Raw genomic sequence first — 25,445 nt, 5'->3', positions numbered from 1 at the left:
CGTCGCCGGCCAGGATGTGCAGATCCGTGCCGCAGATCGTCACGGTGTCCACCTCGATGATCGCGTCCCTTGGGTCCGTGATCGTGGGGTCGCGGACATCCGCCCAGGACTTGCGGCCCGGCCCGTCGTACACCAGCGCTTTCATCGGTGCCTCCTTCTCTCCTGTCCTCAACCTGCTCCCTGGCCGGGGTTACCCGGCAGGGTCGGCCCGCACCCGGCGGCGGGACCAAGGTCCCGCCCGGGTCGAACGGAGGTTCATCCGCAGGAGGTGCCGACGAGCGTCGACGCGAAGAGAACCGCAGCCCAGGAGGAGATCCGCTTGATCTGGTCGTTCTGGGCGTAGCTGGCCCCGGTGAGTCGTTCGGACCCGATGTACCGCTTCGCGCGCAGCATGTGGGTGCGCGTCAGAGTGTTGCGGCCGGACCCGGGGAAGGTCGGGTCCGGCCGCGTCGTGCCGGGATCACGCGATCATGCTCGTCGCGAGTTGGGTGTCGTCGAAGGTGTACACCAGCCGGTCCGTGACCTGCACGACGCCCGGCACCCCGTAGGCGAGACGCACCGCGATCTGGGCGGTGCTGCGGCGATCCACCCCGCCATCGAGCGTCACCACACCGTCCCGCACCGCGACCTGGATCAGCCCCTCTTCGGTGGTCAATACCCGACGGAGCACCTCGTCGATGACGTCCGCCCGGATGTCGACGTCCGGGCGTAGGTACACCTTCAACAGGTCCCGGCGGGAGACGATGCCCTTCAGCCGGCCGAGTTCGTCGACCACCGGCAGCCGCTTGACGTGCTCCTCGTCCAGGAGTTTGGCGGCGGTGGCCAGCGGCGTCGTGGGGGTCACGGTGATGGCCGGCGTGGACATCAGCTGCTCCGCCTCGGACGCGGCAGCGTGCGATCGGGCCGTCCGGTGTCGGCGGCTGACGAAGACCCTCGGCTCTGGTCGACCGGTCAGCTCGACCTTGGCCAGTAGATCGGATTCGGAGACCACGCCCTGCACCCGGTCAAAGTCATCGATGACCGGCACGGCGCTGATACCGCGTGCCGTGAGCAGGTCGACGATCACCCGATAGGGTGTCTCCGAACGGACCGTGACGACGTCCGTGGTCATGACGTCGCCCACCTGCCACTGTCTCATCACCATCTACCTCCTTGGCGGAGACCCGGACGTCTGCGGTAGACCTTCCGGTATCACCTCACGCTAGGACCGCCACAGCGTGCCGGGGCAGGGCCGATGGACCCACCCGGAGAGGCGTACCGGCCCTGCCCGGACGGGCCACGGTCGGCTGTGCTGGACGCAGACCAGCAGAGAGCGTGGTGCGTCACACCACAGATTGCCGATGACGGATTGGAGACCCCGATGGCGACACACCGGATCGCCGTCGGTCTCAACGGCTCGGCAGGCGCGCGGGACGCGCTGGCCTGGGCCATCCGGCTGGCAGCGCGACGGTCGGCGGCGGTACTGGTCGTGACGGCGTGGCCGGACGCGGCACGCGACGTCAGCCGGCGACGGAACGCCCTCCGGCCGGACCGACTCGCGCTGATCCGCACTCAACAGGGTCAGATCGCCGCGGCGGCAGCCGCTGTCGGACATCATCCACCGATACTGCGCGAGTTGGTTCTCTCCGACCCGGTCACCGCGCTGTGTCACGCGGCGGCCCGGGCCGACCTGGTGGTCGTCGGTGCCAGCCGTCCCGGCCGCCCGAGCCGGGCCAGCGTCGGCGCACGCGTCGAGGCCCGGCTGGCCGCTGGCCGAACCCGCGGCCGGCCGGTGCCGCCGGTGGTCGCTGTCGGCAGCGCCGGGATTCTGCGGCTCCTTGCGGTCGCCGGAGGTCCAGTCGTCCGGGAGTGATGAGTTCTCCCGCCCGTACCCGTCACACCTACGACGGACACGACGAGGCGGAAGGATGACGTGATGACTGTTGACACCCGACTGGAGGAACTGGGCGTGGGCGGGCTGGGCGAGGTCGACGAGCCGGCGTTCTCGGGGCTGGTGGAGCGGCACCGCCGGGAGTTGCACGTGCACTGCTACCGGATGCTCGGATCATTCGAGGACGCCGAGGACACCGTGCAGGAAACGTTCCTCCGTGCCTGGCGCCGCCGGGAAACCTTCGAGGGGCGGTCGACGTTTCGGGCCTGGCTGTACCGGATCGCCACCAACGCCTGCCTGGACCTGCTCGCCAAGTGCCGCCCGGCGCCGGCGACCGGTGGCGAGGTGCTGTGGCTGCAGCCCTACCCGGACCGGCTTCTCGACGAGCTGCCCGCCGGCGACGCGGACGAGCCGGAAACCGTCACCGTCGCTCGGGAGACGATCGAGCTGGCGTACCTGGTCGCGGTCCAGCACCTCGCGCCGCGCCCGCGGGCCGTGCTGATCCTGCGGGACGTGCTCGGCTGGCCGGCCAAGGACGTCGCGGAACTCCTCGGAGACTCCGTCAACTCCGTGAACAGCGCGCTGCAACGGGCCCGTGCCGGCATGCGGGAGCACCTGCCCGCCGAGCGGCAGGACTGGACCGGCAGCGAACAGGACACCGGGACGCGCGAGCTGGTGCGCCGGTACACCGACGCCAGTGTGGCCACGGACATCGACGGGCTCGCCGCACTGCTGCGGCACGACGTCCGCTGCTCGATGCCGCCGACCCCGGGGCTGTACGTCGGCCGTGACGCGGTGGTGAACGACTGGATCGAAAGCGGCTTCGGGGAGATGAAGCAGCTGCGTGCCGTCCTCACCTCCGTGAACCGGCAGCCTGCCGTCGCCTTCTACCTCTGGCGGAATCGAGAGGGCGGGTACCTGCCGTTGACGATCGACGTCCTCCGCGTCACCGGCGGGGCGATCACCGAGATCGTCACGTTCCACGACGACCAGTTCCCGCGGCTCGGGCTGCCGGAGCGGCTGCCGGCGGACGGCACGGAGTAGCCCCGGTGTGGACCCGCGCGTCGCGGCGGTGGCGTGTGGAGGGTGTGCATCGGCACTCTCCGGCCACGATCGTCACCTGCCAGTCGACAGACCCGTACGCCAGGTACCGAATGGGGGAGGAACGACATGAACAGCAGAGATGACATCGTGGTCGTCGCTGGCCCGGCATCGGGCCAGCCGCGCTACGCCCACCGGCTCCGTAGGCTCGCCGTCACCGGCTTCGTCGCCACGCTCGCCGCGACGGTGGCCACCACCCTCGCCGCAGCGCTTGCCCGGGCTGTCGGCGTCGATTTCGAGGTCCCCGATGGCGGCGAGACGATCCCGTTGGCCGGGATCGCCGTGCTGACCTGCTTCTTCGCGGTCGTGGGCATCGTCATCGCCGCCGTTCTCCTACGTTGGAGCGCTCGTCCCGTTGGTCGATTCGGGTGGATCGCTGTGTCGCTGACCGCGATCTCGATGGCTCCGCCCCTCCTCTCCGGGGCCAACTTCGGCACCACCACCGCGCTGGTCGGGCTACATCTCGTCCCGGCGGCGGTGATGATCCCCACCCTGGCGTGGAGCCGTGAGCCTGGATGGCGTTGAGCACCTCGGGCGATGTCGGTTCATCCCGTTCTCCGGTGAACCGACCACGCCCTTTTCCTGCCCCATCAGGCACTCGAAACCCGGTAGCCAGCTGCCAACTGCCGAGGTCCGGGCTATTCGAGGCGCTGGCGCAGCAGGTGTTGTTCGGCTGGGTTGGCGGTGAGTTGCAGGGCCCGTTCGTCGGCGGCTCGCGCCAGGTCGTGCTGGCCGAGGTCGCGGAGCAGCTCGGCGCGGGTGGCGTGGAAGAGGTGGTAGTCGTCGAGTTCCGCGGCGAGGTTGTCGAGTTCGGCGAGGGCGGCGGCCGGACCGGTGATGTGGTGTACGGCGATGGCGCGGTGGAGCGCGGTGACCGGTGACGGGGCGAGGTGCAGCAGCATGTCGTAGAGGACGACGATCTGGGACCAGTCGGTTTCGGCCCAGTGTGTGGCTTCGGCGTGGCAGGCGACGATCGCCGCCTGCAACTGGTACGGGCCGGGCCTTCTGAGGGCGGCGGCGCGGGCGATCAGGCGCGCTGCCTCGTCGATCGCGTCGTGGTCCCACAGGGTGCGGTCCTGGTCGGGTAGCTGGACGATCTCGCCGGTCGGGGTGAACCGGGCCGCGGCTCGGGCCCGGTGCAGGCGGATGAGGGCAAGTAGTCCGAGAACCTCGGGTTCGGTCGGCATCAGTTGGTGCAGCAGGGTGGCGAGGAACTCGGCGTCGTCGGTGAGGTCGTGGAAGCGGCTGTGGTTCGCGTCGCTGGGTAGGTACCCCTCGTTGAAGAGCAGGTAGATCACCGCCAGGACCTCGTTGAGGCGGCCGGCGAGTTCGTCGGGGTCGGGGATCCGGTAGGGGATACCGGCGTCACCTATTTTCCTTTTCGCCCGGGTGATCCGCTGGGCGACGGTGGTCTCGGGCACGAGGAACGCCTTGGCGATCTGGGCGGTGGTGAGTCCGCACACCACCCGCAGGGTCAGTGCGACCTGCGCGGCGCGGGGTAGCGCCGGGTGGCAGCAGGTGAACATCAGCCGTAACCGGTCGTCCGGCTCCGGTTCGGCCGGCCAGGCGACCAGCGCGAGTTTGGTCTGCTCGCGGCGGTCCCGGCGCAGGCGGTCAAGGCCACGCCGACGGGCGACGGTGTAGAGCCAGGCGTCGGGCCGGTCCGGGATGCCGTCGTGGGGCCAGTGGGCCAGTGCCGCTTCGACGGCGTCCTGGACCAGGTCTTCGGCGGCGGAGAAGTCGCCGACCAGTGACACGAGGGCGGCGGCGAGCCGGCCCGCGTGGTCGCGCACCACGCGGGCCAGCTCGGCATGCGACGGTTCGGTCATTAGGCGATCGGGCGGATCTCCACGAGCGGGCAGGCGGGCCACGACTTCGCCATTCGCAGGGCCTCGTCGAGGTCGGCGACCTCGATCTCGGCGTAGCCGGAGACGACCTCCTTGCCTTCGACGAACGGTCCGTCGGTGATCATCGGATCGCCACTGCCGAGGCGTACGGTGGTCGCGGTCTCGGCCGGCAGCAGGTGCCGATGGTGGGTGATCTTGTCGCTGTGGTCGGCGAACCACTGCTGGACGCGGCCGTAGGCGCGATCCCGCTCCGGTTCGTCCATGGCGGCGAGGTCGGCGGCGAACTGTTCGGTCTCGACGAACATCAGCACGTACTTCATGGTTGCCCTCGTCTCCTACTGGAACAGCTCGGTCATCCGCCGGGCCATCTCCTCCGGGCTGACGTCCTCGACGTGGCTGGCGACGGTCCAGGCGTGCCCGAACGGGTCGACGATGAAGGCGTCCCGGTCGCCGTAGAACTGGTTCGTCGGTGCCCGGTGCAGCGTCGCACCGCGCTCGACGGCGTTGGCAACGACGGCGTCGACATCCTCGACGTAGATGAACTGGAACACCGGGGTGCCGGCCAGCCCGCCGGCGGGCGGTGCGGTGGTGCCGCGCTGCGGGTCCTCGTCCTCGACGATGACGACGGCGTCGCCGATCTCGATCTCGGCGTGCGCGACGCTGCCGTCCGGGCCGGGGAAACGCATCCGTTCGGTGGCACCGAAGACGGCCGCGTAGAAGTCCAGCGCCTTGGCGGCGCCCTGGACGACCAGGCAAGGGGTGATCCGGCGGTACGTGTCGGGAATCGGGTTGGGTCCGGGTGGTGTCGACATGTCGCTCCTCGGTTGCGTATAGCCTGCGCGGTGTTGGCGGCTCGGGTCGTTCATTAGGCAGACGACCTGCGTGGCGCCCGATACGACAGACCGGTCAACATATTTTCGACGTGGTCGCCGCCCCCGTGGGTTGGTTCGCCGACAGTCGGGTGGCAACCGTCTCCATCATCGCGAGGAACTGCCGGACCTGCTCGGGCGGCAGACCGGTGAACAACCGCGCCGAGCCGGCCTGGTAATCGGCGGTGAGCTGCGCCGTGACGGCCTCGCCGGCGTCGGTGAGTCGGACGAGGACGGCGCGACGGTCGTCGGGGTGCGGGTCGCGGCGGACAAAGCCCGCTTCGGCGAGCCCGTCGACGAGTGCGGTGATGTTGCGGGCCGTCACCCCGATCGTGCGGGCCAGTTGCTGCTGGGTGGCGGGGCCCTGCCGGTGCAGGTGCCAGATGACGGTCGCCCGGGCCCGGGTCAGACCACGGGCGGCCAGACCGGCCTGCATGTAGTGCTCGACGGTCACGGCGAAGGCGAAGACCCGTTCGAGAGCGCCGGTGAACGTGCCGCAGTCCGGCACCGAAACATTGTGTATGCCATTCACTATGTATATCCTCCCCCATGAAGATAGCGGATCGCTGGCAGGTTGTCGCTTGCCGGCCCGGGGCCAGGAGGTCGGCAATGCCAGCGGTATCCCATCCGGTGTTCGCACGGGTCTACGAACGGCTCAGCGTGGTCATGGACCGTGCAGGTGGCGCCGACCACCGCCGGGACCTGGTCACCGGACTGTCCGGGCGGGTCATCGAGGTCGGCGCCGGCAACGGACGGATGTTCGCCCACTACCCGCCCGAGGTGACCGAGGTCGTCGCCGTCGAACCCGAACCCCACCTGCGCAGGAGCGCGACCAGGACGGCGCGGACAGCACCGGTTCGGGTCACCGTGGTCGACGGCCTGGCGGCGGCGCTGCCGGGCGGCGACGGCGAGTTCGACGCCGCCGTCGTCGTGCTCGTGCTCTGCACGGTGCCCGACCAGGCGGCGGCCCTCCTGGAGCTTCGTCGGGTGCTGCGTCCAGGAGGTGAGGTGCGCTTCTTCGAGCACGTCGCCGCCGAGCATCCGGGTGGCATGCGTCGGATGCAGCGGCTGGCCGACGCGACGCTGTGGCCGCTGCTGTTCGCCGGCTGTCGCACCGGCCGGGACACCGCCGCCGCGATCACCGCCGCCGGGTTCGCCATCCAGGACCTACACCGGTTCCGGTTCCCGTCGACCGGCCCGAGCAGCCCCGCCGCACCCCACATCCGGGGCCGCGCCGTCAAGCCGATCGGCGACCCACGGTGAGCGTCGGCACCCCGACGCAGCCGCCGGTCACCGAGGGAGAACCGGCCCGGGTACGCATCCTGCGCCCTCCCGCGCCGCCGGACCTGGCGCAGCGTCACTGCGCGGCACGCCGGGCGGACCCCGACCGGGAGTCCGCCCGGCGTGGTGCCGTCAGTCTCCGCGGACCTCGGCGGCGGCCGCGACGAGGTGGCGCAGTGACGCCTCGACCTCGGGGTAGCCACGGGTCTTCAGCCCGCAGTCCGGGTTGACCCAGAGCCGGTGCGCGGGCACGGCCGCGACGGCCCTGCGCAGCGCCTCGACCACCTCGTCCCGGGGCGGCACCCGCGGTGAGTGGATGTCCCACACCCCCGGGCCGACACCCCGGCGGTAGCCGATCGCGGCGAGGTCGTCGAGGACCTCCATCTTGGAACGGGACGCCTCGATGCTCGTCACGTCGGCGTCGAGAGCGTCGATCGCGGTGATCACCTCACCGAACTCCGAGTAGCAGAGGTGGGTGTGTATCTGGGTGTCGTCGGCGACGCCGCTGGTCGCCAGCCGGAACGCGCCGACAGCCCAGTCCAGGTACGCCTGCTGGTCGGCCCGGCGCAGCGGCAGGGTCTCCCGCAGGGCCGGCTCGTCGACCTGGATCACCCTGATCCCGGCGACCTCCAGGTCGTGGCACTCGTCGCGCAGCGCGAGCGCGACCTGGTCGGCCGTGTCGGCGAGAGGTTGGTCGGTGCGGACGAACGACCAGGCCAGGATCGTGACCGGACCGGTGAGCATTCCCTTGACCGGCTTGCTCGTCAGCGACTGGGCGTAGGTCGACCAACCGACGGTCATCGGTGCCCGACGGGCGACGTCGCCGTAGATGATCGGGGGCCGGACGCAGCGGGAGCCGTACGACTGGACCCAGCCGTGTTCGGTGGCGGCGAACCCGTCGAGCTGCTCGCCGAAGTACTGCACCATGTCGTTGCGCTCCGGTTCACCGTGCACCAGCACGTCCAGCCCGAGATCCTCCTGGAGCCGGATGACCCGCTCGACCTCGGCACGCATCCGCCCGGTGTAACCGGCCTGGTCGAGAGTGCCGGCGCGTAGCTCCGCGCGGGCCTTGCGCAGCTCGGCGGTCTGCGGAAACGAGCCGATGGTGGTGGTCGGCAACTCCGGCAGGTTCAGCCGCCGCTGCTGGCGGTCGGCCCGGGAGGCGTAGTCGCCCCGCTGCCGGTCCTGTGGGCGCAGCCCGGCAAGCCGGGCCCGAACGCCGTCGTGGCGCCACGTCGCCGGGACGGGCGGCAGCGGTGCGGGCAGGTGCGCGGAGCCGTCGCGCAGGGCCCGGCCGAGCAGCACCACCTCGTCGACCTTCTGCCGGGCGAACGCGAGCCGGGCGTGCAGCTCCGGATCGAGGCCGGTCTCGACGGAGAGGTCGACCGGCACGTGCAGCAGCGAGCAGGACGAGGATACGGCGACATGGTCGGCCAGCCCGGCGACGGTCGCCCCGGTGACCACCGCCGAGCGCAGGTCAGTACGCCAGATGTTGTGCCCGTCGACCAGCCCGGCCACGATGGTCTTGCCGCGCAGCGGACCGGCGGCGGCGAGCCGTTCCAGGTTGCCCGGCCCGGCGACCAGGTCCAGCCCGATCGCCTCGACCGGGGTTTCCAGCAGCGCGGGCAGTGCGTCGCCGAGTTCACCGAAGTAGCTGGCGACGAAGATCGCTGGCCGGTGTGCGAGCTCACCGAGCCGGGTGTACGCGCGCCGCAGCGCGTCGATCTCCACCGGGCTGCGGTCGGCGACGTATGCGGGCTCGTCCAGTTGCACCCAGCCGACGCCGGCTCCGGCCAGCGCGCCGAGGATCTCGGCGTACGCCTCGACCAGGTCGTCGAGCCGGGCGAACGGGTCGACACCCTTGGCCAGCAGCAGGAACGTGGCCGGTCCGACCAGTACCGGACGGGTGCGCAGGCCCAGGGCGGCGGCTTCGGCGTACTCGCGCAGCGCCTTGCCGGGATCGGCGGTGAAGACCGTGTCGGGGTCGATCTCCGGCACCAGGTAGTGGTAATTGGTGCCGAACCACTTCGTCAGCTCCAGCGCGGGCTCGGCGTCGACACCGCGCGCCATCGCGAAGTAGGTGTCCAGTTCGGAGAGTCCGAGCCGGCGGAACCGGTCCGGGACCGCGCCGACGGCGACGGCGGTGTCGAGCACGTGGTCGTAGTAGGAGAAGGTGTTTGACGGGATGGCGTCCAGCCGGGCGTTACGCAGCGTCTGCCACACCTCGGCCCGCAGGCCCGCCGCCGTCTCCTCCAGCGCGGCGGCGTCGATCCCTCCGGCCCAGTAGGCCTCGACGGCCCTCTTCAACTCCCGGTCCGCGCCGATACGCGGATAGCCGAGCACTGTGCTCTGCCCGAATGCGGTACTCACCTGACAGGCTCCTTCCCTCGAAGCGTCCGACGGACACCCGGTGGCGGGGAGGGCACGGTGGGGCACCGGCTTCCGCCCCGGCCCTCCCGGGGGGCCGCCGACGGCGCACACCGGCGGTGTGCGCGGTGCGGGCAGGTCTTCGGACTCGCGGGCGTGACCACGGATGGTCGCCTACTGGCCGTCGCTTCCCAGACCGAGGTCGGTCCAGTGCTCCGATGACGGCGGTCGTTCCCACTCACCGCTGCGGGGCAGTCCCGGTCTCACACCGGGTTCCCTCTTACGACGCCCCGACCTCGCGAGCGGGGCGAACCAGCACCACCGGCCATCGTACGGGCTCGACGACGAGATCCGCTCGACGCCGGAAGCGCCGGTGGTGGTGACACGTCGGTGGTGGTAGCACGTCGGAACCGTCGCAGACGGTGATTGGAGGGACTCCGAGCCGAGGGACTCCGAGCCGAGGAACCCCGAGCCGAGGGACTCCGAGCCGATCCGATCTCGGATCGAGCGGGTGCGGATGCCGCTCCCCGCCACTCTCAACATATAGCGGAGTGGGGGCCTTGCGGCAAGACCCCGGTCATGGCGCAGAATCGTCGGCCGAGGTCGTAACCTGCGGAAATGTGCAGTGCGACCACCCACGGCTGCCCCGGAGGTGTCGCATGATCGAGCAGTACGTGTTGGACCTGAAAGAGGTTGACCAGACACGGGTGGCCGCCGTCGGCGGCAAGGGCGCGCACCTGGGCGAGCTGTCCCGGATCGACGGTGTCCGCGTGCCGGCGGGCTTCTGCGTGACGACGGCGGCCTTCCGGCGGATCGCGGCGGAAGCGCCGTCGATGAACGATCAGCTGGACCGGCTGTCGCAGCTCGACCCGGACGACCGGGAGGCGGTCCGCACCCTCAGCGCGGAGCTCCGCCGGACCATCGAAGGGATCGCCATCCCCGGCGATCTCGCGACGGCGATCACTCGCGCCCTGGACAGGGTCGGCGAGCAGGCCGGGTACGCCGTCCGATCCAGCGCGACGGCGGAGGACCTGCCGACGGCCTCCTTCGCCGGCCAGCAGGACAGCTACCTGAACGTCGTAGGCCGGACCGAGGTCCTCCGGCACGTCACCCGGTGCTGGGCCTCGCTGTTCACCGAGCGGGCCGCGACCTACCGCCAGCGCAACGGCATCGACCACCGTGGGGTCGAGATGGCCGTGGTCGTACAGCAGATGGTCTTCCCCCGGGCGGCGGGCATCCTCTTCACCGCCGACCCGGTCACGTCCAGCCGCCGGGTCGCCTCCGTGGAGGCCGGGTTCGGTCTCGGCGAGGCCCTGGTCTCCGGCCTGGTGAACCCGGACGTGTTCAAGGTGCGCGATGGCGAGATCGTCGCCAGGGCGGTCGCCGGCAAGCAGCGTGCCGTGCACGCCTCGCCGGACGGCGGCACCCGGGTGATGGCGGTCGACCCGCAACGGCAGGAGCAGCCGGCACTGACAGACACGCAGGTCCTGCGGCTCGTACGGCTGGGCCGGCGGATCGAGGCGCACTTCGGCCACCCACAGGACATCGAGTGGTGCCTGGTCGACGACGAGTTCCAGATCGTCCAGAGTCGGCCGATCACCACGCTGTTTCCGATCCCGGCGGTCGGGGACGACGACAGGCACGTCTACGTCTCCGTCGGCCATCAGCAGATGATGACCGACGCCATGAAGCCGCTGGGGCTCTCCGTCTTTCAGCTGGTGGCGGGCAGGCCGATGTACGAGGCCGGCGGGCGGCTGTTCGTCGACGTCACCCGCGAGCTGGCGTCGCCGGGGACCCGCCCCGGGTTCCTGGAGGGCATGGGACGGGCCGAGCCGTTGATCGGTGACGCGCTGCGGAGCGTCGTCGAGCGCGGCGACCTCATCCCTCCGCCGCCGGACCAGGGGCCCGGTATCCCTCCGCTGCCGGACCAGGGGTCCGGTGCGCCGCCGGTTGGTGACCGGCCATCCCCGGTCGAGTCCGATCCGGCCGTCGTCGTTGCGCTGATCACGCGTACCGAGAACTCCCTCGCCGCCCTGAGCCGCGACATCCGGACGAGGTCCGGGCCGGCGCTACTCGATTTCATCCTGGCGGACATCCAGGAGCTGAAGCGGGTCCTCTTCGATCCGCGGAGCAACCAGGCCATCATGGCGGGGATGACGGCCGTCTGGTGGCTCAACGATCAACTTGCGGCGTGGCTGGGTGAGAAGAACGTCGCCGACACGCTCACCCAGTCCGTCCCGCACAACATCACCTCGGAGATGGGGCTGGCGCTGCTGGACGTCGCGGACGCGATCCGCCCACATCCGGACCTGGTGGCGTTCCTGCAACGGGTGGCCGAGGAGAACGACGACGGCTTCCTGGCCGGGATGGCGGAGTTCGCGGGCGGCCGGGAAGCGCGGAAGGCCATCGAGAACTGGCTCGACAGGTACGGCATGCGCTGCGTCGGCGAGATCGACATCACCCGGCCGCGGTGGAGCGAACGCCCCGCCACACTCGTGCCGATGATCCTCGGCAACGTCAGGAACTTCGAGCCGGGAGCCGGCGAACGGCGCTTCGAGCAGGGCAGGCAGGAGGCGGCGAAGAAGGAGCGGGAGGTGCTGGAGCGCCTGCGTGCCCTGCCGGACGGCGAACGGAAGGCCGAGGAGACCAGGCGCATGATCGAGCGGGCCCGGGTTTTCACCGGGTACCGGGAGTATCCGAAGTACGGCATGGTCTGCCGGATCTCCGCGTACAAGCGGGCGCTGCTGGAGGAGGCCGAGCGCCTGGTGCACGCCCGGGTGATCCGCGACAGGGAGGACATCTTCTACCTGACGATCCAGGAGCTCCACGAGGTGCTGCGTACCCGGGCGGTCGATGAGCAGCTCATCCGCCGCCGCAAGGAGGCCTTCAGGTCATATCAGGCGTTGACGCCGCCCCGGGTACTCACCTCGGATGGCGAGATCGTCACCGGGGCGTACCGCCGGGGCGACGCGCCGGCCGGCGCGCTGGTCGGCCTGCCGGTCTCCGCCGGGACCGTCGAAGGGCGGGCCCGCGTCGTCCTGGACATGGCGCAGGCCGATTTCGAACCCGGCGACATCCTCGTCACGACCTACACCGACCCGAGCTGGACACCCCTGTTCGTCGCCATCACCGGCCTGGTGACGGAGGTCGGCGGACTGATGACGCACGGCGCGGTGATCGCCCGGGAGTACGGCCTGCCGGCCGTCGTCGGCGTACTGGACGCCACCCGGCTGATCCCCGACGGCCGTCGCATCCGCGTGCACGGAACCGACGGGTACGTCGAGATTCTCCCGTGACGGTGGTGGGCGCGGTCGCGACGACTACCTGCTCCGGCGGAACCGCAGCACCTCGCGCAGCAGCAGCACACCCACGAAGGTGGGCAGCAACGCGAGGAACCCGACCGCGTAACCGATCCACCGCAGCCACGGGCGGGCCTCGACGTCGGCTCGGGCCAGTAGCCGGGTGGTGCGATCCCGGCCCAGGTCCCCGACCCGAACCGTGGTGCCGGTGTCGGCGGAGTCGAAGACGACCCCGGCGGTGACCTCCTCGCGCTGACCGTCGTCCCAGGTGATGTCGACCTCGCAGGCCTGCCAGTAGCCGAAGCCGCGGGTGCTGAGCGGGCCGTGCTCGACGCAGCGGCCGACGGTCGCCTGACCCTCGCGCCGGGCGTCGGAGAAGTCCTTGCCGGCCAGCCTGCTCAGGGTCACCGCGGTGCCGAGCAGGCCGGCCGCCAGGACGAGTATTCCGGTGAGGAAGAGGAACGACCGGAGACCGCTGCCCTTGCGCCGTTGCACCACCGCCGCCCCGGGGTCCGCCTTCTCGGCGGCCCGCGCGGCCTCCTCGCGGTCGAGTCCGCGCTCCTGTTCCTTGATCTCGGCGAGGCGCCTGGCGACCCGGTCGTCCAGCGGTTCCATGGGAGTCCTCCGTCAGAGCGGAAGTTCGATCGGCGTGGGGCTCGGGTTGTCGCCCCGTAGCGTATCGCCGGCCTGCCCAGCGTTCTGCGAGCCGTTCGTCTGGCTCGCGCTGCGTCCCGTGTTCTCGATGACCTGGCCGACGGTGCCGTGCACGGCGGTATGGCCCTGCCCGATCGTGTTGAACGCTCCCCGGAAGCCGCTGAGGCCACTTCCCCCGGCCTCACCGACCGCCTGGAGACGGAACGCCTCGAGACGCAGCGTGTTGCGGCTGGCCTGGCCGATCTGCTGGAGGATGCCGTCACACTTGCTGGTCAGCGCACCAATCTGCTTGATCGCCTGGAACAGGCGCTGCAGCAGGCTGAGGATCTTGCTGCTGGTCTTGCCCACGAGGATGGCGACCTCGGCGGCGACCTTGGGGATCAGCACCACGGTGAGCGCCTGCAGGGCCTTGGAGATGCACGCGCCGACGACCTCGGCCACGATGTCCCGGATCGTGTTCCGGATGACGCCGACCATCGCGCCGACGACCGTGGTCGCCTTGGCCATGGCGTCGGCGATCTTGCCGAGCGCCTGCACCGACTCGGCATGCCCCCGGGCGCGTTGCCGGTACGCCGCCGCTGCCTGCGAGGTCCACTCGGCGGTGCTGCTGTTGACCTGCGCGACGAAGAAGTCGGTGGCCTCGTAGATGCGGCGCTCGATGTTGTACCAGGTCTGGGCGTGACCCTCGATCGCCTTCGGGTCTCCGGCGAGCTTGTCCAGCGGTTCCCGCAGGAAGCTGACGTGCTCCATGAGCCAACCGACACCGGCGGCGAAGACCGCCTGCAGCGGGTCCATGATCGCGCCGATCGCGGAGAGGCCGACGGCCACACCGTTGCCGGCGACGCCGAGCCAGTTCCCGTTCGAGATGCTGTCCGTCACGCCGCAGGCCGACTCGAAGATGCCGGCGCCCTCCCACGCCTTCGTCTCGCCCTCGGGCGCGATGAGGGAGGCCCGGCCGGCAATCGCAGCGGTGGTCATCGGTTACCCGCCTCCTTGATTCGGGTCGCCGCCGCGCCGTCGGTGATGTCGACGTTGTCGGCCAGGGCCTGGAGCAGTTCCGCCAGGTGCGTGGTGGCGTCGGCCCCGTTGCGGATCTCCGTCAGCGCGAAGCTCTGCAGCGGATTGATGTACGGCAGGAACAGCGGGCTGCAGAGGATGCCGTACGCCTCGTCGTGCAGGTCGACGTACTCGGCACCGGCGGCGGCCTCCCCGTACATCCGGCCGGCCTCCTCCACCATCCGGGCATGTTTGCGGACCTCGCCGGTTGACAGCCTGATGTCGCTCATCGCTGGTCGCGCTCCTCGTCCTCGGGGGGTTCCGGGAACTGACTGGTGTATGCGCCACCGATGAAGGCAGCGGTCTCGGATCCGGCGCCGTAGAGGCTGCTCACCACGGACACCATCTGCTGCGCCATCTTCGCCTGGGCGCGCCGGCTGGTGTCGAGGATGACCGACGCGAGTTCGTCCGGGGAGAGGCGCATCGCCCGTTCGTTGAGACGAAGCTCCGCCATGCCTCCCGACGAGTCGACGGTCACGACGGCCTCGCCACCCCGGGACTCCACCGTGGCCCTGTTCTGCTCCATGCGCTGGCTCAGCTCGGTGGTGAGCGCAGTCTGCTGTTCCACCCGTCGCTGCCAGTCGACGAGCATGCCTTCCGGATCCCCCGGCACAAGTCCTCCCTCGGTGGCTGTCGCGGGTAGTTTAGACAATTCTCGCGAGTACGAGATCCCATCGAGATCCGTAGATCATCGGCCGGCCCGGTGGGGCCGTGCGGCCATGGAATCGACCGACCCGAGCCCACGGAGGCGGCATGTCCCTCCGTCCCGGCCAGCGGCGCCGCCTGCGGTATTCGGGGCATCGCCGGGAAGCCGCGCGGAGTTTAGTCGCGGTGTGCCGGGGCATGAACGGCAAATGCCTCCGCGTCCCGATTTCCTCGTCGACAACACGCTGCGGCTGGCCGTCGAGGGCTACGGCTGGCTGCCCAACCTCCGCCGCCGGCAGCGGGCGGAGACCGTCCAGACCCGGCTGCTCGGGCACCGGGCGGTGGGGTTGTGCGGCCCGGAGGCGGCCCGGTTCTTCTACGACGAGGCGCACGTCCGACGGCACGGGGCGATCCCGGGGCCGGTGCTGGACACCCTCATCGGTCGGCGTGCGGTGCACACCCTGGACGGCGCCGCCCACCGGCACCGCAAGACGATCTTCACATCGCTGCTCACCGCCGAGGCGATCGACACCCTCCAGCGGTACGCCGGCACGGCCTGGGACGAGACGGTCGCCCGCTGGCCATCCTGGCAGCCGGTCGTACTCTTCGACGAGGCCAGCCGGGTCCTCGTCCGGGCCGTCTGCCGGTGGGTCGGTGTGCCGCTGGCCGAGCCGGACGTCGCCGGGGCGGCCGCCGACATGGTGGCGATGGTGGACGGCTTCGGCACCCTCGGGCCCCGGCACTGGCGCGCCCGGCAGGCGCGGACCCGGCGGGAGCGCTGGCTGGCCGAGCTGGTCGACCAGGCCCGGCAGGGGCGGCGGAACGTCGTCGCCGGGTCGGCCTTCGACGTGATCGTCCGCCACCGGGACGCCGACGGTCAGCCGCTCGACTCGCGGCTCGCGGCGGTGGAGATCCTCAACCTGGTCCGGCCGACGGTGGCGGTCTGCTGGTTCGTCACGTTCGCGGCGCACGCCCTGAACCGCTGGCCGGAGATTCGGGCCCGGCTCCGCATCGGCAGCCCGGACCACATCGCGGCGTTCGGGCACGAGGTACGCCGCTTCTACCCGTTCGCGCCCTTCGTCGCCGGTCACGCGGTGCGGGACCTCGCCTGGCAGGACGTACCCGTACCGGCCGGCACGCTGGTGCTGCTCGACCTGTACGGCCAGGACCATGACCCGCAACTGTGGCCGGACCCGTACGTCTTCGACCCGGAGCGGTTCCTCGGTCGGGAGATCGGCGCGTTCGAGTTGGTGCCGCAGGGCGGTGGCGATCCCCGTACCGGCCACCGCTGTCCCGGTGAGACGACCACGGTGGCGCTGCTGGCCACCCTCAGTGGTCGGCTGGCCAACCTCGACTACCAGGTACCGGAGCAGGATCTGGGGATTCCGCTGGGCCGGGTACCGACCCGGCCGCGCAGCGGCTTCGTCCTCCTCCGGGGCTGACCGTCCGGTCACCGCCGGTCCCGGAACGGAACGCCGCAGGTTCGGCGGGCCGGGCCGGGGCACCGCCCGGGGCCGTCGGACGGTTTGGCGGCGACGACCGGGGGAAGCCAGCGTGCAGGATGGGGCCGGCTGCGGCGCCCTCGTCGGCGAAACTGGGAGGCTTGAGATGGCTGGTCGGGACGAACTTCATGACCTGCGCCAACGCGCTCACGAGGCGGGCATCCAGGGCAGCTCGAAGATGAGCGAGCAGCAGCTGCGGGAGGCATTGAAGAAGATGGGCAAGGGAGCCGAACCGATGGTCGCCAAGCAGGAGGCCAAGGGCTACCTGTAGCCGAACTCGGGGTACGGCCCGGGCGGATCCCTGCCCGGGCCGTACCCGGGTGTTTTCAGGCTTTCCGGCGGACGCCGCCGGTCGGCAGGCTGGCCCGGGCCAGCGCGGGCAGCTCCCGGCGGTGTCGGGCCAGCAGGATTCCGGCCAGCACCGCATACGCGACCGCGACGCCGTACCGGACCGCCTGGGTGGGCAGGGCGAACTGCACCGCGAAGAGCAGGAAGAGCAGCGCCGCCTCGACCCGGGAGATCCGCAGATCGGCCAGGACGGCGACGCCGAGCAGGGTCTGCGCGGCGGTCAGGTAGAGCTCCTCGGTCTGCCGCGCGTCGATCTCCAGCCCGGCGAACTCGCCGCCGCCGAGGTAGAAGGCGATCGGCAGGCAGGCGATCAGCAGGGTCCACTGGTTGAGCTTCGCCGACAGCAGCGCGCCCAGCCCGTCGTCGGCCCGGCCGCGCAGCGCGAAGGTGATAGCCACGATCACCTCCGGAGCCTCGGAAGCGACCGGGGCGAGCCACTGGACGAGCAGGAACCGGTCGATGCCGAGCGCCGAACCGGCCTCGACGAGGGATTTGCCGAACGGCTCGGCGGCACTGAGGATCACCACCGCCGCCGTACCGAAGAGTGCGGCGGCGGTCAGCCGGCGGCGCCTCGCCGGCTGGCGGGCCAGGGCGGCGGCCACCCCGACCAGCGCCTCCTCGCGATGCGGGGTACGCCCGATCCGGGCGAGGTAGAGCGCGAACAGGGCGCCGAGGACGATGCTGTCGTACCAGGCCAGCCGGCCGGTCAACGGGATCACCAGGGCGTAGACGGTGGCCATCAGCAGGTAGATCGTCTCGATACGGCGGTGCGGGGCGAGACTCACGCCGTTCCGGTCGCCGCGTTGCCCGCGCCGACGTACCGCCCAGATGGCGGCGAGGACCAGCAGCGGCCAGGCGACCCCGATCAGCAGCCGGTTGGCTCCGGTCATGTTCGCCAGGGCGAAGGCCGCGAACTCCGGATCGGAGCCGGCGGCAAAGGCGAAGTAGATGTCGATCGCGTACTCCGGAAGCACCGCGACCAGGGCGAGCAGCGCGAGCGCCAGGCTGCCCGGCAGGTCGACCCGGGTCACCTCGGAGGCCCACATCAGCAGGGCGACCGCCGACAGGACCGCCACCCCGAAGACCGCCATCCCGGCCAGTGCCGGCAGGTGGACGCCGGCCAGTCGCATGGCGACGGCCGGGGCCGCCGCCAGCACGGCGAGACCGACCCGGGTCGCCACGCCCCGGGCGGACACCGTGACATCGAGTCCCACCCGCACGTCGCCACCCCCGCCTGGGATCGAGCCTGCCGGACGAGCGGGGACGGCAGGGGCAGAACTGCCAATATCGGGTTGGCGGGCGCTGGTCCGGCCAGGCCGGCCGGCGCCATGCCCGCGAGCGGGACGGCGGGGATCCGCCGAGACCGCCGTCGCCGTTCGGCCCGGCCCGCACGGAGCCGCTTCGGAACGGGTACGTTGAGCCTCAGCCGTCACGACCCGAGGAGGTGGGACCGATTCCCGTGTCGATCGGCCGGGTGCTCCCATCCGGCGGCCCGGTGACCTCGTCGGGGCAGGTCGGGCAGCGTTAGCCGGGAGGCGCCGGCAGGCGTTCCGAAGGGTCGTACGTGTCATCTCCCGCCTCCACACCGGACCACACGGACGTCGTCCGTCGGCTCCGGGCCGTCGGCTGCGTCTTCGCGGAGGACGAGGCCGAACTCCTGAGTACCGCCGCGCGGAGTCCGGCCGAACTGCTCGCCATGGTCGAGCGGCGGGTCTCCGGTCTACCGCTGGAACACGTCCTCGGCTGGGTCGACTTCTGCGGACTGCGGGTCGCCGTCGACCCGGGGGTCTTCGTGCCGCGCCGCCGAACCGAACTGCTGGTCCGCCGGGCCGCCGCCCTGGCCCGGCCGGGGGCGACGGTGCTGGATCTGGCCTGCGGCTGCGGTGCGCTCGGGCTGGCGGTCGCGGCGTCGGTCGGCGACATCGCGCTGTACGCGGTCGACATCGAGCCGGCCGCCGTCCGCTGTGCCCGGCGCAATCTCGGCACGCTCGGCGGCCGGGTGTACGCCGGAGACCTGTACCGGCCGCTGCCGTTACGGCTGCGTGGCCGGATCGACGTCCTGGTGGCGAACGTGCCGTACGTGCCAAGCGAGGCGGTCGGCCTGTTGCCGCCGGAGGCACGGCTGCACGAGCCGCTGGTGGCGCTGGACGGGGGGCCAGACGGCCTTGACGTACTGCGCCGGGTGGCGTCCGGAGCCCCGGACTGGCTCGCCCCCGGCGGCCACCTGCTCGTGGAGACCAGCCTGGAGCAGGCGGAGGTCGCCGCGGTCGTGTTCGACCGGGCCGGTCTCGTCCCGACGGTGGTCAGCGACGAGGAACTCTCGGCGACCGTGGTGATCGGCCGCCACTGACCCCCACCGGAGATGGTGGCGCGGCCCGGGTTCAGCCGACCGGAGACGCCGGTTCCGCCTCGCTCTCCGCCTCCGGCTCCCGCCCCACCACGCGGTCGTGCCCCACCTCGGGGTCGTGCCCCACCGCGCGGTCCGTCGACGGTGCGCGGTCCGCCTCGCGGTCCTGCCCCACTTCGCGGTCCGGCTGGGCCAGGATCTCGGCGATCGTGGTCGCGTCCCCGGCGGTGTGCGCGGCGAGCAACTCGGCGAACCGCTCCGCCGGCATCACCCGGACACCGAGGTCGACGGCCTTGTCGGCCTTGCTGCCGGCGCCCTCGCCAACCACCACCAGATCGGTCCGCTTGGAGACCGAGCCCGACGACTTGCCGCCGAGCCGTTCGACCGCCTCGTTGCCCTCGTTGCGGGTCAGGCCCGGAACGGAACCGGTGACCACGACGGTCATCGGGCTGCCGTCCGGCCGGCGCAGCGGCAGCGCCGACGCCGCCGGCACGTCCGGGTCGTCGTCGCCGGTGGCGGTGGCGGTTTGGCCGGGGACGCCCGGCTCGGTCATGTTGACCCTGCGTGCGGCGAGCCTCTCGACGACCGGGGCCAGCTCGACCAGCTCGGCCGCGATCGTGACGGCCCGCTCCGGTCCGACGCCCTCGACCTCCTGCAGGTCGGTCACGGAGGCGGCGAGCAGCGCATCCATGCTGCCGAAGTGCCGGGCGAGCCGGCGGGACATCGACCGGCCGGTCATCCGTACGCCGAGGCCGGTGAGGACTCGGGAGAGCGGCTGCCGCTTCGACGCCTCGATGTTGGCGACGAGTTTGCGGGCGGAGGTCTCGCCGAGCCGCTCCAGCGTGGCCAGCGCGGCGGGTTCGAGGTCGTAGAGGTCGGCCGGATCGGTGACCATGCCGGCGCCGACCAGCAGGTCGATGATCTTGCTGCCCAGTCCCTCGATGTCCATCGAGTCCCGGGCCGCATAGTAGGAGAGCGACTCGCGGGCACCGCAGGCCCGGCCCTGTGTGCAGCGCCAGCGTTTCTGCGAGCGGTCGATCTCGCCGTCGCAGCGCGGGCACCGGGTCGGCGGCTCGTACGCGGTGGAATCCGCCGGCCGCTCGTCGAGTTTGGCGCCGGTGATCTCGGGGATCACGTCACCGGCCCGCCGGACGAATACGGTGTCGCCGGCCCGGACGTTGCGCCGGACCAGGTCGTCGAAGTTGTGCAGGGTGGCCGAGGTGACGGTCACCCCACCGACCTGCACCGGTGCGAGTACGGCGACCGGGGTGATCACTCCGGTCCGGCCGACCTGCACCTCGATCGAGAGCAACGTGGTGGTGCGGGTGTCGGCGGGGAACTTGTAGGCGACGCCCCAGCGGGGGGCCCGGGTGCCCGACCCGGCCAGCTCACGGTCGGCCGGGTGGTCAGCCTTGATCACCGCACCGTCGATGCCGAAGCCCAGCTCGCCCCGGCGGTTGTAGAGCGACTCCACCACCGCCAGCACCTCCTCGATGGTGGTGCAGAGCGGCATCCCGACCGGCGAACCGGCGGTGGTGGCGACACCGAGGCTCTCGACGTACGCCATGGTGGCCGAGTGCGGGCGGGGCTCGGCCGTGCCGTCGGTGCCGTGCACCGCGTAGGCGAGGAAGGAGAGCGGCGCGTCGTACGCCCGGTCCTGGGCCCGGAGCGTTCCCGCGGCGGCGCTGCGCGGATGCGCGAAGGCGGGCTCGCCGTGCCCGGTACGCATCTCCTGGGCCTTGGCGAAGTCGTCGTCTGTCATGTAGACCTCGCCGCGGACTTCCACGGTCAGCGGCTCGGCGAGCTGCTCCGGCAGGCCGGCCGCCCGCCGTGCCTGCGGCGTGACATCCTCGCCGGCCAGCCCGTCGCCCCGGGTGGCGACCTGGGTGAGCCGACCGTCCACGTAGCGGGCGGCGATGGCCAGCCCGTCGATCTTGGGTTCCACGGTGTAGCCGGCGGCGGGACGGCCGAGCAGCTTGTCGAGTCGGGCCGCCCAGCGGGCCAACTCCGCCTCGCCGAAGACGTTGTCGAGGCTCAGCATCGGGACGCTGTGCACGACGTCGCCGACCAGCCCGGCGCCGGCCGCCACCAGGTCGCTCGGTGAGTCGTCGGTCTTCCAGGCCGGTCGGGCGGCCTCGGTCGCGACGACCCGGGCCATCAGCGCGTCGTAGGTCGCGTCGTCCATCGCCAGGTCCGCGCCGTTGTAGTAGGCGGCCGCTGCCGCCCGGATCTCGGCGATCGCCGCCTGGTAGGCCGGACGGTCCGGGAAGGGCTCGGCGAGCGCGGCGTCCACCACCGGTGCGACGGGATCGATCGCCGACGCGACGGCCGGCACGCCCGCCGGAGCGATCGACTCGACCGCCGGCTCGATCGGCTCGACCGTCGGCTCGACCGTCGGCTCGACCGTCGGCTCGACCGTCGGCTCGATTGGCTCGATCGCGGACCCGCCCGGCTGCTCGGGCCGCCGGTCGTCGGTCGCCGTCACCACTGCCTCGTACGCCACGAAGTCCCCCTCCCGTCAGGCCCGCACGCTCGGCGTTCAGCCTAGAGACCGGGTACGACGAAGCGCCCTCCCCGGGCTCGCGGCTCCGGCGAGAAGCGGTTTCCGCAAGGTATTGACAACCTTCGACGGCGGTCTCAAGCTGGTGAGAGAGAGCGCTCTCTCGCGCTTCGAACAAGGACAGACCACCACCAGTCTGGCCAGTGGCTCCGACGCCTTCGGCGGCGGTGCCGGAGCCCTCGCTGGCCGCTCACCAGCAAGGAGTGCCCACATGGATAGGGCCGCACCCCTGCACCCGCCGCGCCGCCGGCTGAGGATCGTGACGCTCTTCGGCGCCCTGCTCGTACTGCTCGGCGGCTACGCCGTGATCGAGCGGGCGGAACCGGCCGAGGCCCGGATCGTCCGGGTGGCCGAGTTCCTCGCCGACTGTCCGTACAGCCACCGGCTGCCGGACGATCCGATCATCTACCCGGGCCTGCCCGGCGCCTCGCACATGCACAGCTTCTTCGGCGCGACGAGCACCAACGCCTACACCAACCTCGCCGACCTGCTGAACTCCAACACCACCTGCAACCCCCGGGTCGACGTCTCCTCCTACTGGGTGCCCACCCTGTACGCCGACAACGTCCCGGTGGAGCCGGCCATCGTCACGTTCTACTACCTCGGCGAGGGCGTCCGCAGCGACATCGTCGCCAACACCCAGCCGCTGCCGCTCGGCCTGCGGATCGTGGCCGGCAACGCCCGCGCCACCGGCCCGGACTCGACCACGATCTCCCGGTGGTCCTGCCTGCACGCCGGGCACGTCGGGGCGTCCAAGGACTTCGTCACCTGTCCGGCCGGGACGATGCTGGAGTCGTACCTCGACTTTCCGCAGTGCTGGAACGGCCGCGACCTCGACTCGCCCGACCACAAGAGCCACATGGCGTACCCGGTCAACCAGGCCTGCCCGTCCAGCCACCCGGTCGCGGTACCGAAGCTGCGCCAGGTGCTGCGCTACCCGGTGAACGGCAACCCGGCCCGGTTCCGGCTCGCCTCCGGTGGTGGGTTCACTATGCACGGTGACTTCTTCAACGCCTGGCCGGAGGCCGAGATGCTGCGCCGGGTCCGGGACTGCATCCGTCCCGTGATCAAGTGCGGTGCGGACGGCCGTCCGAGCTGACCGTCGGGTTCCGCGGGTGGGCCCGCCCGAGGCCGGGCCCACCCGCGCGACAGCGACCGGAGAAGGAGTCCAGGGGATGATCTGGCGCGGTACCGTCGGGTCGGCGGCGCTGCTCGTCGCGGTCCTGCTGGCCGGCGGCTGCGCCGGCTCGGCCCCCGCACCGGCGTCCGTTCCGGGTACGCCCACCGGTGTGCCACCAGCCGTCGCCGGTCGGCCCAGCGGCCCCGCGGGTACGCCCGGCCCGTCCGGCGCACCCAGCGTGTCCGGCCTTTCCGGCCCGTTCAACGGCACCGACATCGCCTGGCTGCAACTCGCGGTCGCCCTGCACGAACGGGTGCTGCCAGTGCTGGAGTTGGTGCCGACCCGGAGCACCGACCCGGCGGTACGCCGACTGGCCGCCGAGATCCGGGAGGGTCACCGCGCCGACATCGACCGGTTCCGGGCGCTCCTGGACCGTTCCGGTGCGCCGAGGACCAACCCGCACGCGGGACACGACATGCCTGGGATGGTGACCGACGCCGATCTGGCGACGCTGGGCGCGGCGACCGGGGTCGAGTTCCACCGGCTCTTCGGGCGGCATCTGCGCGCGCACCTCGAACAGTCGGTTCGGGTCGCGGATACCGAGCAGCGGTCGGGCGCCGAGCCGACCACCACCGTCCTGGCCGGCGCCGTGGTCCGGACCGGCAGGGCGTACCTGGCGCGACTCGACCAGTTGGCGCCCCGTGCCGACAGCCGCTCGTAGCCGTCGCCCACTCCGTACCGTCGTCCACTCGTGGCCGCCGTCGCCGCGAATCATCGTGATTGAGCCGCGAATCATCGTGATTGACAGGTGGAGCCTGCCGGAGCTACTTTGCTTACGGTGTAAGCTTACGGCGTAAGCAAAGTGAGGTGGTCATCATGCGGAAATTCGCCGTCATCGCTCCGCTGGTCTGGCTCGGCTGGCTCGTACTCATCGACTGGGTTCCGATGTACCCGTTGAACGACCTCCCCGGGATCAGCGCCGGGGACCGGGCGCTCGCGGCCGCCGCCAACTACCCGGTACCGCTGCTGATCGCCGGGGCCGTCGCCCTCGGCCGGCGCTGGTCGCACCTTGTCGCGGTCGTGCTGAGCCTGCTCTGCCTCGGGGGGCACCTGGCCTCCTGGTGGCTGCCCTACCTCGCCGGCGCCACACCGGCACAGCGGGCGGAGTTCCAGGAGTACTACGCCGACACCCTCAGGTTCCTGCCGACCGCCGGGCACGACGTGGTCATCGACCTCCAGCACACCGTCGTCGGACTGCTCACCCTGGTGATGCTCGCCGCCTGCGTGGTCGTCACCATGAGGGCATGGCCACGACACCCGAGCGCCGACGTGCCGGCCGCGGCGGTCGCCCGCCCCAGTTGACCCGCGAGGACATCGTCGCCACGGCTCTGCGGGTTATCGACACCGACGGACTCGACGCGCTCACCATGCGCCGGCTCGGTGCCGAGCTGGGAGTCGCGGCGATGTCGCTCTATCGGCACCTGGCCAACCGGGACGCCGTACTCGCCGCCGTGGTCGACCACCTGGCGGCCGAGGCGTTCACCGAACTCGACCCCGGGGACTCCTGGTCCGAGGCACTCACCCGGTTCGGTGCGGCCTATCGCCGCACGCTGCTGGCCCACCCACGCGCGGTACCCCTGCTGGCCACCCATCCGATGGACATCGACGTGGGCCTGCGGCTGATGGGTGGCGTACTCGACCGGTTCGCCGCGGCCGGGCTGTCCCGGACCGACGCGCTGACCGCCGTGCAGTCGGTGGCGGTGTTCGTACTCGGGCATGCGTTGGCCCAGGTCGGCGCCCCGCCCGGCAGCCCGGCAGCGCGGCCCGAGACCGCGGAGGCCGCCGACTACTACCAGAGCTGGTTCGTTGCCGGACTGACCGCGATGGTCGCCGGGTTCGCCGCTCGCTTCGGCCGCTGACCGGGATGTCGGCGGACGCCGGGAGCCGGAGGTGTGGTTCGGCGAGGCACGGCCCGGCCCCGGCCCGCGTACTCCAGCAGCAGCTCAACTCGCCATCGAGCCACTCGGTCGGCATTCGGATATTCCGGAATTCGGTCGACAATCCTGCGGGCGCCGCACCCCGATTTGGCGTTACCGGCCCGGCCGTGTAACTTTCTCTCCCGGCAGGGCACCGGGCAAGACTGCGGAGCAACACCACAGCGGCCGGCCTGCCAAACCCGGACGATTGCGGTGGTAGCCCGTCGCGCCCGTGCGGGTGCACGACGGCTGGATGAAGCATGACAAACCGGGAGACACCGGTTTGACGAGGCGGAAACAGTCGGGTAAGGTACAACAAGCGCCCGGCGGTAACGGCGGGTGTGAGTGGTTGCACCGAAGGGCGGGCCTCTGGTGTGGGGTTCGTGTTTTGGTGTGTGGTTGTTCTTTGAGAACTCAACAGGGTGCTTGATAAGCCAGTGCCAAGTTTTGTTTGGCAGCAAGTGTTTTTTGTTGCTGGGTTTGGATTTTCCGTTTGGTTTTTGTTGGAGAGTTTGATCCTGGCTCAGGACGAACGCTGGCGGCGTGCTTAACACATGCAAGTCGAGCGGAAAGGCCCTTCGGGGTACTCGAGCGGCGAACGGG

At 71.2% G+C, this 25,445-nt stretch carries 24 protein-coding genes, 1 rRNA gene and 1 riboswitch; of the genes, 12 read left to right on the top strand and 13 right to left on the bottom strand.

The features are described 5' to 3' along the window. Nucleotides 1-255 precede the first annotated feature (255 nt). Nucleotides 256-393 carry a hypothetical protein gene (locus ABNF97_RS32695; RefSeq protein WP_349340890.1) on the bottom strand — a complete coding sequence of 46 codons (138 nt, stop codon included), beginning with the start codon at nt 391-393 and terminating at the stop codon, nt 256-258. A 67-nt stretch (nt 394-460) separates the two neighbouring features. Beyond that, a complete protein-coding gene (locus tag ABNF97_RS32690) occupies nt 461-1,138 on the bottom strand; it encodes a CBS domain-containing protein (protein ID WP_349340889.1) in 678 nt (225 codons plus the stop codon). A 222-nt stretch (nt 1,139-1,360) separates the two neighbouring features. Here ABNF97_RS32690 and ABNF97_RS32685 point away from each other — a divergent pair, with 222 nt between their 5' ends. The 3 genes from ABNF97_RS32685 (at nt 1,361) to ABNF97_RS32675 (ending at nt 3,496) form a co-directional block, all read left to right on the top strand. After that, a complete protein-coding gene (locus ABNF97_RS32685; protein ID WP_165436615.1) occupies nt 1,361-1,852 on the top strand; it encodes a universal stress protein in 492 nt (163 codons plus the stop codon). Between the two features lie 60 nt (nt 1,853-1,912). After that, nucleotides 1,913-2,914, top strand: coding sequence for an RNA polymerase subunit sigma-70 (locus ABNF97_RS32680; RefSeq protein ID WP_486484493.1), 1,002 nt, complete (start codon nt 1,913-1,915; stop codon nt 2,912-2,914). 126 nt (nt 2,915-3,040) lie between these two features. Continuing rightward, the gene (locus ABNF97_RS32675) at nt 3,041-3,496 is read left to right on the top strand and encodes a DUF6069 family protein (RefSeq protein ID WP_130461104.1); all 456 of its coding nucleotides are present in this window, start codon (nt 3,041-3,043) and stop codon (nt 3,494-3,496) included. A 113-nt stretch (nt 3,497-3,609) separates the two neighbouring features. Here ABNF97_RS32675 and ABNF97_RS32670 read toward each other — a convergent pair whose 3' ends face one another. From ABNF97_RS32670 to ABNF97_RS32655, 4 genes are all read right to left on the bottom strand, one after another. Continuing rightward, nucleotides 3,610-4,800: a sigma-70 family RNA polymerase sigma factor gene (locus ABNF97_RS32670; protein WP_130461103.1), complete on the bottom strand. Its 1,191-nt coding sequence runs from the start codon at nt 4,798-4,800 to the stop codon at nt 3,610-3,612. Beyond that, nucleotides 4,800-5,138, bottom strand: coding sequence for a YciI family protein (locus ABNF97_RS32665; protein WP_130461102.1), 339 nt, complete (start codon nt 5,136-5,138; stop codon nt 4,800-4,802). The genes ABNF97_RS32670 and ABNF97_RS32665 overlap by 1 nt, the downstream gene beginning before the upstream one ends. Before the next feature lie 15 nt (nt 5,139-5,153). Then, nucleotides 5,154-5,630, bottom strand: a complete 477-nt coding sequence (locus ABNF97_RS32660) for a VOC family protein (RefSeq protein WP_130461101.1) — start codon at nt 5,628-5,630, stop codon at nt 5,154-5,156. Between the two features lie 94 nt (nt 5,631-5,724). Next, nucleotides 5,725-6,219 carry a MarR family transcriptional regulator gene (locus tag ABNF97_RS32655; RefSeq protein ID WP_130461100.1) on the bottom strand — a complete coding sequence of 165 codons (495 nt, stop codon included), beginning with the start codon at nt 6,217-6,219 and terminating at the stop codon, nt 5,725-5,727. 77 nt (nt 6,220-6,296) lie between these two features. Between ABNF97_RS32655 and ABNF97_RS32650 the strand changes: the two genes are divergently transcribed. Then, the gene (locus tag ABNF97_RS32650; protein ID WP_349340888.1) at nt 6,297-6,950 is read left to right on the top strand and encodes a class I SAM-dependent methyltransferase; all 654 of its coding nucleotides are present in this window, start codon (nt 6,297-6,299) and stop codon (nt 6,948-6,950) included. A gap of 150 nt (nt 6,951-7,100) precedes the next feature. On the opposite strand, the gene metE is transcribed toward ABNF97_RS32650, so the two are convergent. Beyond that, entirely contained in the window at nt 7,101-9,338 is a 2,238-nt protein-coding gene (metE, locus tag ABNF97_RS32645) for a 5-methyltetrahydropteroyltriglutamate--homocysteine S-methyltransferase (RefSeq protein WP_349340887.1), read from the bottom strand. Between the two features lie 113 nt (nt 9,339-9,451). Further along, a riboswitch (cobalamin riboswitch) is annotated at nt 9,452-9,667 on the bottom strand. 327 nt (nt 9,668-9,994) lie between these two features. On the opposite strand from metE, the gene rph reads away from it, so the two are divergent. After that, nucleotides 9,995-12,631 (top strand): rifamycin-inactivating phosphotransferase, encoded by a 2,637-nt coding sequence (gene rph, locus ABNF97_RS32640; protein ID WP_349340886.1) that lies wholly within the window; start codon nt 9,995-9,997, stop codon nt 12,629-12,631. A 24-nt stretch (nt 12,632-12,655) separates the two neighbouring features. Here rph and ABNF97_RS32635 read toward each other — a convergent pair whose 3' ends face one another. The 4 genes from ABNF97_RS32635 to ABNF97_RS32620 are packed head-to-tail and all read right to left on the bottom strand — an operon-like array spanning nt 12,656 to nt 14,957. Next, nucleotides 12,656-13,249, bottom strand: coding sequence for a DUF6346 domain-containing protein (locus ABNF97_RS32635; protein ID WP_130461096.1), 594 nt, complete (start codon nt 13,247-13,249; stop codon nt 12,656-12,658). Between the two features lie 12 nt (nt 13,250-13,261). Then, nucleotides 13,262-14,266, bottom strand: coding sequence for a hypothetical protein (locus ABNF97_RS32630; protein ID WP_349340885.1), 1,005 nt, complete (start codon nt 14,264-14,266; stop codon nt 13,262-13,264). After that, complete coding sequence (locus ABNF97_RS32625; RefSeq protein WP_130461094.1) at nt 14,263-14,574, bottom strand: hypothetical protein; 312 nt, start codon at nt 14,572-14,574, stop codon at nt 14,263-14,265. Before ABNF97_RS32625 ends, ABNF97_RS32630 begins: the two co-directional genes overlap by 4 nt. Next, a complete protein-coding gene (locus tag ABNF97_RS32620; RefSeq protein ID WP_349340884.1) occupies nt 14,571-14,957 on the bottom strand; it encodes a YbaB/EbfC family nucleoid-associated protein in 387 nt (128 codons plus the stop codon). The genes ABNF97_RS32625 and ABNF97_RS32620 overlap by 4 nt, the downstream gene beginning before the upstream one ends. Before the next feature lie 241 nt (nt 14,958-15,198). Between ABNF97_RS32620 and ABNF97_RS32615 the strand changes: the two genes are divergently transcribed. Beyond that, a complete protein-coding gene (locus ABNF97_RS32615; protein WP_349340883.1) occupies nt 15,199-16,431 on the top strand; it encodes a cytochrome P450 in 1,233 nt (410 codons plus the stop codon). Between the two features lie 386 nt (nt 16,432-16,817). Here ABNF97_RS32615 and ABNF97_RS32610 read toward each other — a convergent pair whose 3' ends face one another. Beyond that, entirely contained in the window at nt 16,818-18,059 is a 1,242-nt protein-coding gene (locus ABNF97_RS32610) for a calcium:cation antiporter family protein (protein ID WP_349340882.1), read from the bottom strand. A gap of 344 nt (nt 18,060-18,403) precedes the next feature. Here ABNF97_RS32610 and ABNF97_RS32605 point away from each other — a divergent pair, with 344 nt between their 5' ends. Then, nucleotides 18,404-19,189 (top strand): putative protein N(5)-glutamine methyltransferase, encoded by a 786-nt coding sequence (locus ABNF97_RS32605; protein WP_349340881.1) that lies wholly within the window; start codon nt 18,404-18,406, stop codon nt 19,187-19,189. A 31-nt stretch (nt 19,190-19,220) separates the two neighbouring features. On the opposite strand, the gene ligA is transcribed toward ABNF97_RS32605, so the two are convergent. Next, a complete protein-coding gene (ligA, locus tag ABNF97_RS32600) occupies nt 19,221-21,689 on the bottom strand; it encodes an NAD-dependent DNA ligase LigA (RefSeq protein WP_349340880.1) in 2,469 nt (822 codons plus the stop codon). A gap of 268 nt (nt 21,690-21,957) precedes the next feature. On the opposite strand from ligA, the gene ABNF97_RS32595 reads away from it, so the two are divergent. From ABNF97_RS32595 to ABNF97_RS32575, 5 genes are all read left to right on the top strand, one after another. Beyond that, complete coding sequence (locus ABNF97_RS32595; protein WP_130461089.1) at nt 21,958-22,845, top strand: DUF1996 domain-containing protein; 888 nt, start codon at nt 21,958-21,960, stop codon at nt 22,843-22,845. 76 nt (nt 22,846-22,921) lie between these two features. After that, nucleotides 22,922-23,587, top strand: a complete 666-nt coding sequence (locus ABNF97_RS32590) for a DUF305 domain-containing protein (protein WP_349340879.1) — start codon at nt 22,922-22,924, stop codon at nt 23,585-23,587. Nucleotides 23,588-23,742: 155 nt separating this feature from the next. Next, entirely contained in the window at nt 23,743-24,228 is a 486-nt protein-coding gene (locus ABNF97_RS32585) for a hypothetical protein (protein WP_349340878.1), read from the top strand. Next, nucleotides 24,171-24,785 (top strand): TetR/AcrR family transcriptional regulator, encoded by a 615-nt coding sequence (locus ABNF97_RS32580; protein ID WP_349340877.1) that lies wholly within the window; start codon nt 24,171-24,173, stop codon nt 24,783-24,785. Before ABNF97_RS32585 ends, ABNF97_RS32580 begins: the two co-directional genes overlap by 58 nt. A 557-nt stretch (nt 24,786-25,342) precedes the next feature. Beyond that, nucleotides 25,343-25,445 (top strand): 16S ribosomal RNA (locus tag ABNF97_RS32575); the annotation flags it as partial.

Origin of the sequence: Plantactinospora sp. B6F1, assembly GCF_040120695.1 — a bacterium.
Taxonomy (GTDB): domain Bacteria; phylum Actinomycetota; class Actinomycetes; order Mycobacteriales; family Micromonosporaceae; genus Plantactinospora.
This window is presented reverse-complemented; position numbering and strand designations above follow the sequence as displayed.

What these genes read in the sequence shown, in the direction of transcription:
- ABNF97_RS32665 (WP_130461102.1), bottom strand. Translation starts at nt 5,138, where the DNA reads ATGAAGTACGTGCTGATGTTCGTCGAGACCGAACAGTTCGCCGCCGAC.
- ABNF97_RS32615 (WP_349340883.1), top strand. Translation starts at nt 15,199, where the DNA reads ATGCCTCCGCGTCCCGATTTCCTCGTCGACAACACGCTGCGGCTGGCC.
- ABNF97_RS32650 (WP_349340888.1), top strand. Translation starts at nt 6,297, where the DNA reads ATGCCAGCGGTATCCCATCCGGTGTTCGCACGGGTCTACGAACGGCTC.
- ABNF97_RS32695 (WP_349340890.1), bottom strand. Translation starts at nt 393, where the DNA reads ATGCTGCGCGCGAAGCGGTACATCGGGTCCGAACGACTCACCGGGGCC.
- ABNF97_RS32670 (WP_130461103.1), bottom strand. Translation starts at nt 4,800, where the DNA reads ATGACCGAACCGTCGCATGCCGAGCTGGCCCGCGTGGTGCGCGACCAC.
- ABNF97_RS32585 (WP_349340878.1), top strand. Translation starts at nt 23,743, where the DNA reads ATGCGGAAATTCGCCGTCATCGCTCCGCTGGTCTGGCTCGGCTGGCTC.
- ABNF97_RS32595 (WP_130461089.1), top strand. Translation starts at nt 21,958, where the DNA reads ATGGATAGGGCCGCACCCCTGCACCCGCCGCGCCGCCGGCTGAGGATC.
- ABNF97_RS32590 (WP_349340879.1), top strand. Translation starts at nt 22,922, where the DNA reads ATGATCTGGCGCGGTACCGTCGGGTCGGCGGCGCTGCTCGTCGCGGTC.
- ABNF97_RS32635 (WP_130461096.1), bottom strand. Translation starts at nt 13,249, where the DNA reads ATGGAACCGCTGGACGACCGGGTCGCCAGGCGCCTCGCCGAGATCAAG.
- rph (WP_349340886.1), top strand. Translation starts at nt 9,995, where the DNA reads ATGATCGAGCAGTACGTGTTGGACCTGAAAGAGGTTGACCAGACACGG.
- ABNF97_RS32675 (WP_130461104.1), top strand. Translation starts at nt 3,041, where the DNA reads ATGAACAGCAGAGATGACATCGTGGTCGTCGCTGGCCCGGCATCGGGC.
- ABNF97_RS32660 (WP_130461101.1), bottom strand. Translation starts at nt 5,630, where the DNA reads ATGTCGACACCACCCGGACCCAACCCGATTCCCGACACGTACCGCCGG.
- ABNF97_RS32630 (WP_349340885.1), bottom strand. Translation starts at nt 14,266, where the DNA reads ATGACCACCGCTGCGATTGCCGGCCGGGCCTCCCTCATCGCGCCCGAG.
- ABNF97_RS32625 (WP_130461094.1), bottom strand. Translation starts at nt 14,574, where the DNA reads ATGAGCGACATCAGGCTGTCAACCGGCGAGGTCCGCAAACATGCCCGG.
- ABNF97_RS32685 (WP_165436615.1), top strand. Translation starts at nt 1,361, where the DNA reads ATGGCGACACACCGGATCGCCGTCGGTCTCAACGGCTCGGCAGGCGCG.
- ABNF97_RS32580 (WP_349340877.1), top strand. Translation starts at nt 24,171, where the DNA reads ATGGCCACGACACCCGAGCGCCGACGTGCCGGCCGCGGCGGTCGCCCG.
- ABNF97_RS32690 (WP_349340889.1), bottom strand. Translation starts at nt 1,138, where the DNA reads ATGAGACAGTGGCAGGTGGGCGACGTCATGACCACGGACGTCGTCACG.